Below are 8,720 nucleotides of genomic sequence, written 5' to 3'. Positions count from 1 at the left end.
GGCCTCCAGCCACTTCAGCGCCCGGTACGGGGTCTATATGGACCCGAGCATGTTGCGCAACGCAGTGGCGACCGATGTGGCCGAGGCGAGCGAGCTGCTGAGCTGGGCCCTGCTCGTGCAGCTGGCCATGGTTGGCTTGCCGCCTCTGCTGCTGCTGCAGCGTGTTCGCGTGCGCCAGCGCCCAATCGGGCGCGCGATGCTGATCCGCCTCGGCACGATCGTGCTGGCGGTGCTGGTCGGTGCCGGCGCGCTCGGCACGGTTTTCAAGGATTTCGCCGGCCAGATGCGGCGCCATAAGGAAGTGCGCTACCTGGTCGCACCAGCCAGCTCGGTCTATTCCTTCGGCCGCGTGCTCACAAAGGACGCAAGGGCCGCTGATCGCCCACGCACACCGGTCGGCGTCGATGCGCACCTGGGCGTGAGCTGGACCCGGGCAGGAAAGCCCGCACTGTTCGTGATCGTCGTGGGCGAAACCGCGCGCGCAGCCGACTGGGGGCTGAACCCCGACGTCTCGCGGAACACCACACCCGAGCTTGCCATGCGAGACGTAATCAACTTCTCGCAGGTATCGAGCTGCGGTACCAACACCGAGGTGTCCGTGCCCTGCATGTTCTCGCCGCAGGGCCGTCGCAACTACGATGAGGACGCCATTCGCGGCAGCGAGTCGCTGCTTCACGTCTTGGCGCGCGCCGGCCTGCGCGTGGTCTGGAGCGATAACCAGTCCGGCTGCAAGGGGGTCTGTGACGGGCTGGAGATCGTGCGTCCCGACTCCGCCGCGCTCCCCGCCCTGTGCAGCGGCGAGCGCTGTCTGGATGAGGCGCTCCTGCACGACGCACAAGGGCTGTTGCAGGACAACCAGGGCAATCTGGTGCTTGTGCTACACCAACTGGGCAACCATGGTCCGGCCTACTTCAAGCGCTATCCAGCCACCTTCCGCCAATTCACCCCGGCCTGCGAAAGTGAAGACCTGTCTGTCTGCACACGGGAAGAAATCGCGAACGCCTACGACAACGCGCTTCGCTACACCGATCACGTGTTGGCCGGCACGATCGACTGGCTCGAGCGCGTCGAGGCCGACTACGACACCGCACTGCTGTACGTGTCCGACCACGGCGAGTCGCTGGGAGAGCGCGGCCTCTTCCTGCATGGCATGCCGTATGCGATCGCCCCCGAAGAGCAGACACAGGTGCCAATGCTCATGTGGTTCTCGAAGGCATATGCACAGCGCACCGGGCTCGACCTGGCTTGCCTGCACGCGCGGTCGCGGGCGCCAGCCGCGCACGACAACATCTTCCACACCGTGCTCGGCTTACTCGATGTCGAAACCGCCGTGCGCGACGAGACGCTCGATCTATCGGCGACCTGCCAGGGGTGAGCGGCATGGCGAGCATCGGACGATCCCGTCGCGTCGTAATCGAGGCCACGGATCGGCGCTGGCTTCTCAACCAAGCGCTATTTCTGCTCGTTGCCGGCACCGCGTTTCTCTATCTCTTCGAGACCACCGACGTAGATCGTCAGCTCGCACATCTCTTCTTCGACGAGGCAGCAGGCGTTTTCCCGATCCGACAGAGCGGGCTCTTCGAGCTGGTATTCCACAAATGGGCAAAGCATCTCAGCTACGTTGTCGCATTCATCATGCTCGCGGTGTGCCGGAGGGGCTGGATGGGCCGGCTGAGCTGGTTGCCACCGCGCAACGCCCTGCTCGCCGCGCTCGGAATGGTGCTCATCCCGGTCTGCACCACATTGCTGAAGATGGTCACGGGACGCTACTGTCCCTGGGACATGGTCGAGTTCGGCGGCTATGCGCCTTATCTGCGCTTGTTCGAAATGGCACCGGCGGGTATCAAGGCCGGGCAGTGCTTTCCAGCCGGGCACGCCTCGGCGGGGTTCTTGTGGGTGGTGTGGGGTATTGCGCTACGCCCGGCGGGCACCAAGGCCGCGCGCTCGGGACTCTTCGCGGGCTTGAGCCTAGGCGCGCTCCTCGGCCTGTCGCGCATGGCCCAGGGCGCGCACTTCCTGTCCCACACGCTGGCGACGCTCTGGCTCGCCTGGGCGCTCAGCCTGTTGCTCGCAGGGGTACTGAATGCCGAACTCAACCTCGTGAGGGAGGGCCGGGACGCCCGGCTTTCACGGATCTCACCAAAAGGCAATCCGCCGCATTGACGCAGTCCTGCAGGCGTACAGGCGTCGCCGCTGCGCAGCGGTAATGATTCCTTCGGGCACGGTCTGCAAACCGAGGGGGGCGCGAAGGAGCGCCGCGGAAAACGCTGGGGGACAGCGACGGGTCGGTCGTTCCAGTTCGCAGGATCGAGAAGCTGGCGTTCGCCATCGCCTGACGGCTGTACGGCAGGTGACCGACACATGGCGGCCTGACTTCACCGATCAGGCGACCGGCCGGTCAGCCGAACTGCGGCCGCCCCCCGGTCACTCCACAGTCACGCTCTTCGCCAGATTCCTCGGCTTATCCACGTCCGTCCCCTTCACCAGCGCCGCGTGATACGAAAGCAATTGCAGCGGGATCACGTGCAGCACCGGCGACAGCATGCCGTAGTGCTCGGGCATGTGCAGGATGTGCACGCCTTCCGACTCCGGGATCTCGCTGCCCGCATCGGCGAACACGTACAGCTCGCCACCGCGCGCGCGGACTTCCTGCAGGTTCGACTTGAGCTTTTCGAGCAGCTCGTCGGCGGGGGACACGGCGATCACCGGCATGTCCTTGTCCACCAGCGCGAGCGGACCGTGCTTGAGCTCGCCGGCGGCGTAGGCTTCGGCGTGGATGTAGGAGATTTCCTTGAGCTTGAGCGCGCCTTCCATGGCGATCGGCCAGTGGCTGCCGCGGCCCAGGAACAGCGCATGCTCCTTGCCGGCGAAGCGCTGGGCCCACTGCTCGATCTCGGGCTCGAGTTCCAGCACCTTCTGCACCGCGACCGGCAGGTGGCGCAGCGCGGTCAGGTGGCGCTCCTCGTCGGCGGCGGACAGGCGCCCGTTGAGCTTGGCGAGCGCCAGCGTGAGCAGCGCGAAGGCGGCGAGCTGGGTGGTGAAGGCCTTGGTGGAGGCGACACCGATCTCGGGGCCGGCGCGGGTGATGAAGCGCAGCGCGGTCTCGCGCACGATGGCCGATTCGGGCACGTTGCAGATCGCGAGCGTACGCTGCATGCCGAGGCCCTTGGCGTGCTTGAGCGCAGCCAGGGTGTCGGCGGTCTCGCCCGACTGCGAGATGACCACGACCAGGGTGTCGGGGTCGGGCACGGATTCGCGGTAGCGGTATTCGCTGGCGATCTCGACGGTGACCGGCAGCTTGGCGATCGCCTCGATCCAGTAGCGGGCGACCAGGCCGGCGTGGTAGCTGGTGCCACAGGCGAGGATCAGCACGCGGCGCACACCGTCGAAGACCTCGGCCGCGCGCGCGCCGAAGTGCTGCGGGGTGATGCCCGCGCCGCCGCCGATCAGCTCCAGCGTCTGCGCCAGCGCCTGCGGCTGCTCGAAGATCTCCTTCTGCATGTAGTGGCGGTACTTGCCCAGTTCCACTGCGTCGGCCGACAGGCTGGACAGGTGCACCTCGCGCTCGACCGGCGTGCCGTCGGGGCGAATGATGATGTAGCTCTCGCGCCGCAGCTCGGCGAGGTCGCCGTCTTCGAGATAGACGATCTTGCGCGTCACCTGCAGCAGCGCGGCGGTGTCGGAGGCGGCGTACATGCCGTCCACGCCCTCACTGCCCCCCACGCCGAGCAGCAGCGGCGAGCCACGACGGGCGACGATGATGCGGAAGGGATCGGCCTCGGCGACTACGCCGATGGCGTAGGCACCGACCAGCTCATTGGTGGCCTGGCGCACCGCCTCGAAGAGGTCGGGGGTACCCTGCAGCTTGTAGTGCACCAGGTGGGCGATGGCCTCGGTGTCGGTTTCCGACTCGAAGACGTAGCCCTTGCCCTGCAGCTCGGTCCTGATCGCCTCGAAGTTCTCGATGATGCCGTTATGCACCACCGCCAGGCCGCCCGAGATGTGCGGGTGGGCGTTGCGCTCGGAGGGCACGCCGTGGGTGGCCCAGCGCGTGTGTGCGATGCCGATGTGGGCGGTGAGCTGGCGCGCGTCGGCAAGGGTGGCGAGCTCGGCCACACGGCCGCAGGAGCGCAGGCGGGTGAGCTCGCCGGCGAGCACGGCCAGGCCGGCGGAGTCGTAGCCGCGGTATTCGAGCTTGCGCAGGCCCTCGAGCAGCACGGGGACGACGTTCTGGGTTGCGATTGCAGTGACGATGCCACACATGGCGGGGGCTTCCTTGTTCGGTTGTCGGGTGTCGGCTGCAGGAGCGGAGTTCGGTGGCCGGGGGCCTTTGTGGGAGCGGGCTTGTCCGCGAACAGGGCGGGAAGGGGAGCCCATTCGCGGGCAAGCCCGCTCCCACAGACAGTTGCTCCCACGGGGTCTCAGCGCGGCTGCTTCACCGGGCGCTTCCAGTGCGCCAGGCTCATCTGCCTGACGCGGGTGACGGTGAGCTGGTCGGGCGGCGCGTCCTTGGTCAGCGTGGTGCCGGCGCCGAGCGTGGCGCCGCGCCCCACGCGCACCGGCGCGACGAGCTGCGTGTCCGAGCCGATGAAGACTTCGTCCTCGATGACGGTACGATGCTTGTTGACGCCGTCGTAGTTGCAGGTGATGGTGCCGGCGCCGATGTTGACCTTGCTGCCGACGTCGGCGTCGCCCACGTAGGCGAGGTGGTTGGCCTTGGAGTGGTCGGCGATCGTGCTGTTCTTGACCTCGACGAAGTTGCCCAGGTGCACGTCGGTGCCGAGCACGGTGCCCGGACGGGTGCGGGCATAGGGCCCGATCACGCAGGCCTGGCCCATGGTGGTGCTGTCGACATGGCTGAAGGGCTCGATGCGGGTGCCGGCGCCGATGCGGGCGTTGCGCACGACGCAGTGGGCGCCGATGCGCACGCCGTCGCCGAGCTCGACCTCGCCTTCGAACACGCAATTGACGTCGATCTCGACGTCACGGCCCACGGTGAGCGTGCCGCGCACGTCGATGCGCGCGGGGTCGATAAGGGTGACGCCCTCTTCCATCAGGCGGCGGGCGATGTTGCCCTGGTGAATGCGCTCGAGCTCCGCCAACTGCAGCTTGTTATTGACGCCGAGCGTCTCGGCGAAGGCGTCGGGTTGCACGGTGGTGACCTCGATGCCGTCGGCCACGGCCAGGCCGATGATGTCGGTGAGGTAGTACTCGCCCTGGGCGTTGTCGTTGCCGATGCGCCCGAGCCAGTCGCGCAGCCTGGCAACCGGCGCGACCAGGATGCCGGTGTTCACTTCCTGCACCTTGCGCTCCTCGTCGCTGGCGTCCTTCTCCTCGACGATGCGCGTGACGGCGCCGGCGGCGTCGCGCAGGATGCGGCCATAACCAGTGGGGTTGTCCATCTTCACCGTCAGCAGCGCCAGGCGCTCATTGCCGGCGGCAGCCACCAGGCGGCGCAGCGTGGGCACGCCGATCAGCGGCACGTCGCCATACAGCACCAGCGCCATTTCGCCGTCGGTGAGGTGCGGCAGCGATTGCTGCACCGCGTGGCCGGTGCCGAGCTGCGGCGCCTGCCGTGCCCAGGCCAGGTCGGGTGCATCCAGACGCTCGCGCACCACCTCGCCGCCATGCCCGTAGACCACGCAGATGCGCTGGGCGTCGAGCGTGCGCGCGGCGTCGAGGACATGAGCGAGCATCGGCTTGCCGGCGATGGGTTGCAGGACCTTGGGCAGAACCGAGCGCATGCGCTTGCCCTGGCCGGCAGCGAGAACGACGACTTCCATGTGGGGTTTCCGGTGTGTGGGTGGCTCGAGAACGCGGCCGCAGCACTGCGGGCGTCCGACACAAAAAGCATCGCGCGGAGTTTACCACCGACGCTGCAGCGCGGAATGTGAGCAAATGCATGGCAAGTGGGTCAAAACAACGCAACAACCCCATAACGGCGACCCTGATTGACGCATTGCACAATTCAATTACTTTTCTTCTTATATTGTCACGGACAGCGTCTAAAATCCCGATGTTGCAATGCATCCAATAACGAGCATCCCATGAAACCCATTGCCGCACCTCAGATCATCCAGAACCGCACCTTCGACGAGATCCAGGTAGGCGATTTCGCCCAGCTGATCCGCACCCTGCGCCCGGAAGACATCCACCTCTTCGCGGCCATGTCGGGCGACGTCAACCCGACCCACGTCGACCTCGAATACGCCCGCTCCAGCCAGTTCCGTGAAGTTGTCGGCCACAGCATGTGGGGCAGCACGTTGATCTCCACCATCCTCGGCACCGAATTCCCCGGCCCGGGCACGGTTTACGTGTCGCAGGGGCTCAACTTCTGGCGCCCGATCACGATCGGCGACACGCTGACGATCTCCGTCACCTGCAAGGAAAAGTTCGAGCACAACCACCACATCATCTTCGACTGCCTGGCGGTGAACCAGGACGGCCTGAAGGTGATCGACGGCATCGCCGAGGTGATGGCGCCGACCGAGAAGATCTCGCGCGCCCGCGTGGTGCTGCCCGAAGTCACCGTCTCCGACCGCGAGCTGCGCTACCGCCATCTGCTGTCGGTGTCGGCGGGCCTGTCGCCGATCCCGATCGCGGTGGCCCACCCCTGCGACCGCGAGTCCCTGCTCGGCCCCGTTCAGGCCGCGAAGGCCGGCCTGGTCGACCCGATCCTGGTCGGCCCCGAGTCGCGCATCCGCGCCGTGGCCGAAGAGCACGAGATCGACATCAAGGGCTTCCGGATCGTCGACACCGCACACAGCCACGCCTCGGCCGAAGTCGCCGTGGCGATGTGCCGTGACGGTGGCGCCGAGGCGCTGATGAAGGGCTCGCTGCACACCGACGAGATGATGAGCCAGGTGATCAAGCACCTGCGCACCAACCGCCGCATCAGCCACGTCTTCCTGGCCGACGTGCCGACCTACCCGCATCCGCTGATGATCACCGACGCGGCGATCATCATCGAGCCGACGCTGGAAGATAAGGTCGACATCATCCAGAACGCGATCGAGCTCGCCCACATCCTCGGCCTGGCCGAGCCGAAGGTGGCGATCCTGTCCGCGGTCGAGACCGTGACCTCGAAGATCCGCTCCACCATCGACGCCGCCGCGCTGTGCAAGATGGCCGATCGCGGCCAGATCAAGGGCGGGCTGCTCGACGGCCCGCTCGCCTTCGACAACGCCGTGTCGCTGGTCGCTGCCCGCACCAAGGGCATCAAGTCGGTCGTGGCCGGCAACGCAGACATCCTGGTGGTGCCCGACCTAGAGTCCGGCAACATGGTCGCCAAGCAGCTCGAATACCTCGCCAACGCGCTGATGGCCGGCGTGGTGCTGGGCGCCCGTGTGCCGATCGTGCTCACCAGCCGTGCCGACACCGCCGAGACCCGCACCGCCTCGTGCGCCGTGGTGCAACTCATGGCCCACCGCAAGCGTGAGGCCCTGAAGCCATGAAAGCCGTCCTCGTCCTCAATGCCGGCTCGTCGAGCCTGAAGTTCGCGCTCTACGCGGTCAATGGTGACGTGGCGGAAGCCCCGGCGGTCTCCGGCCAGGTCGAAGGCATCGGTGCCACGCCCGAAGTGACGCTCAAGACCGCCGACGGCCAGCGCCTCACCGAGCCGGTGGTGACCAGCGGCGGCCAGGGCGAACAGCACCGCGACGCGCTCAACCACGTGTTCGCGCTGCTCAACCGTCACAACCCGGCGCTCGACATCGTCGCCGCCGGCCACCGCATCGTGCACGGCGGCGAGCACTACAGTGCACCCACCCGCCTGGACGAGGCGGTGTTGCGCACACTCGACACCTTCGTACCGCTCGCCCCGCTGCACCAGCCGCACAACCTGCGCGCGGTGCGTGCGGTTGCCATGCTGATGCCGAACGTGCCGCAGGTCGGCTGCTTCGACACCGCCTTCCACCGCACCCAGCCCGCGGTGGCGCAAGCCTTCGGGCTGCCGCGCAAGTACACGGCTGAGGGCGTCAAGCGCTACGGCTTCCACGGCCTGTCGTACGACTACGTCGCCCGCCAGCTGCCTGAACTCATCGGCGAACGCGCCAAGGGCGCGGTGGTGATCGCGCATCTGGGCAACGGCGCGTCGATGTGCGCGCTGCGCGACGGCAAGAGCGTGGCGTCCACGATGGGCTTCACCGCGGTCGAGGGCCTGATGATGGGCACCCGCACCGGCAGCCTCGACCCCGGCGTGATGCTCTACCTGATGGAACAGAAGGGCATGGACGCCAAGGCGCTGACCAACCTGCTGTACAAGGAATCGGGCCTGCTCGGCGTCTCCGGCATCAGCCAGGACATGCGCACCCTGCTCGCCTCCAGCGCCCCCGAGGCCAAGGAAGCGGTCGATCTGTTCTGCTACCGCATCGCGCGCGAGCTCGGCTCGCTCGCCGCGGCCGCAGGCGGGCTGGACGCGCTTGTGTTCACCGGCGGCATCGGCGAACACGCCGCGGCCGTGCGCGAGAAGGTCGCCGCGCTGTCGGTCTGGCTGGGCATCGACATCGACGCTGCCGCCAACGCCAGGCACGCCGCCCGCATCGAAAGCCCGGCGAGCCGCGTCGCGGTTGCCGTGGTGCCGACCAACGAAGAGCGCATGATCGCGCGCTACACGGCGGAAACGCTGGGGCTCTGACCCCCCGCCCGCCTGGCCCCTCCCTCCCGGGAGCGGGCCAGGAACTGTGGGAGCGGGCGTGCCCGCGAAAGCAGCGGCTGCAGAC

The 8,720-nt window shown here is 67.4% G+C and carries 6 protein-coding genes; 4 read left to right on the top strand and 2 right to left on the bottom strand.

The genetic code is table 11. The features are described from left to right. Together RBT54_RS01210 and RBT54_RS01205 are read left to right on the top strand one after the other, a co-directional pair. On the top strand, positions 1-1,375 hold a 1,375-nt coding region (locus RBT54_RS01210; protein ID WP_320363290.1), incomplete at its 5' end, for a phosphoethanolamine--lipid A transferase. A gap of 5 nt (positions 1,376-1,380) precedes the next feature. Continuing rightward, a complete protein-coding gene (locus RBT54_RS01205; protein WP_320363288.1) occupies positions 1,381-2,163 on the top strand; it encodes a phosphatase PAP2 family protein in 783 nt (260 codons plus the stop codon). Between the two features lie 261 nt (positions 2,164-2,424). Here the strand turns inward: RBT54_RS01205 and glmS are convergent, their stop codons facing one another. Both glmS and glmU read right to left on the bottom strand, forming a co-directional pair. After that, positions 2,425-4,263: a glutamine--fructose-6-phosphate transaminase (isomerizing) gene (gene glmS / locus RBT54_RS01200; RefSeq protein WP_320363286.1), complete on the bottom strand. Its 1,839-nt coding sequence runs from the start codon at positions 4,261-4,263 to the stop codon at positions 2,425-2,427. A 158-nt stretch (positions 4,264-4,421) separates the two neighbouring features. Next, the gene (gene glmU, locus RBT54_RS01195; RefSeq protein ID WP_320363284.1) at positions 4,422-5,783 is read right to left on the bottom strand and encodes a bifunctional UDP-N-acetylglucosamine diphosphorylase/glucosamine-1-phosphate N-acetyltransferase GlmU; all 1,362 of its coding nucleotides are present in this window, start codon (positions 5,781-5,783) and stop codon (positions 4,422-4,424) included. 264 nt (positions 5,784-6,047) lie between these two features. Here glmU and RBT54_RS01190 point away from each other — a divergent pair, with 264 nt between their 5' ends. Then, the gene (locus RBT54_RS01190) at positions 6,048-7,454 is read left to right on the top strand and encodes a bifunctional enoyl-CoA hydratase/phosphate acetyltransferase (RefSeq protein ID WP_320363282.1); all 1,407 of its coding nucleotides are present in this window, start codon (positions 6,048-6,050) and stop codon (positions 7,452-7,454) included. Continuing rightward, a complete protein-coding gene (locus tag RBT54_RS01185; RefSeq protein ID WP_320363280.1) occupies positions 7,451-8,635 on the top strand; it encodes an acetate/propionate family kinase in 1,185 nt (394 codons plus the stop codon). Before RBT54_RS01190 ends, RBT54_RS01185 begins: the two co-directional genes overlap by 4 nt. Positions 8,636-8,720 lie beyond the last annotated feature (85 nt).

It is taken from the genome of Thauera sp. (assembly GCF_034003485.1).
Classification (GTDB): Bacteria; Pseudomonadota; Gammaproteobacteria; order Burkholderiales; family Rhodocyclaceae; genus Thauera.
This window is presented reverse-complemented; position numbering and strand designations above follow the sequence as displayed.

What these genes read in the sequence shown, in the direction of transcription:
- RBT54_RS01190 (WP_320363282.1), top strand. Translation starts at nt 6,048, where the DNA reads ATGAAACCCATTGCCGCACCTCAGATCATCCAGAACCGCACCTTCGAC.
- RBT54_RS01205 (WP_320363288.1), top strand. Translation starts at nt 1,381, where the DNA reads ATGGCGAGCATCGGACGATCCCGTCGCGTCGTAATCGAGGCCACGGAT.
- glmS (WP_320363286.1), bottom strand. Translation starts at nt 4,263, where the DNA reads ATGTGTGGCATCGTCACTGCAATCGCAACCCAGAACGTCGTCCCCGTG.
- RBT54_RS01185 (WP_320363280.1), top strand. Translation starts at nt 7,451, where the DNA reads ATGAAAGCCGTCCTCGTCCTCAATGCCGGCTCGTCGAGCCTGAAGTTC.
- glmU (WP_320363284.1), bottom strand. Translation starts at nt 5,783, where the DNA reads ATGGAAGTCGTCGTTCTCGCTGCCGGCCAGGGCAAGCGCATGCGCTCG.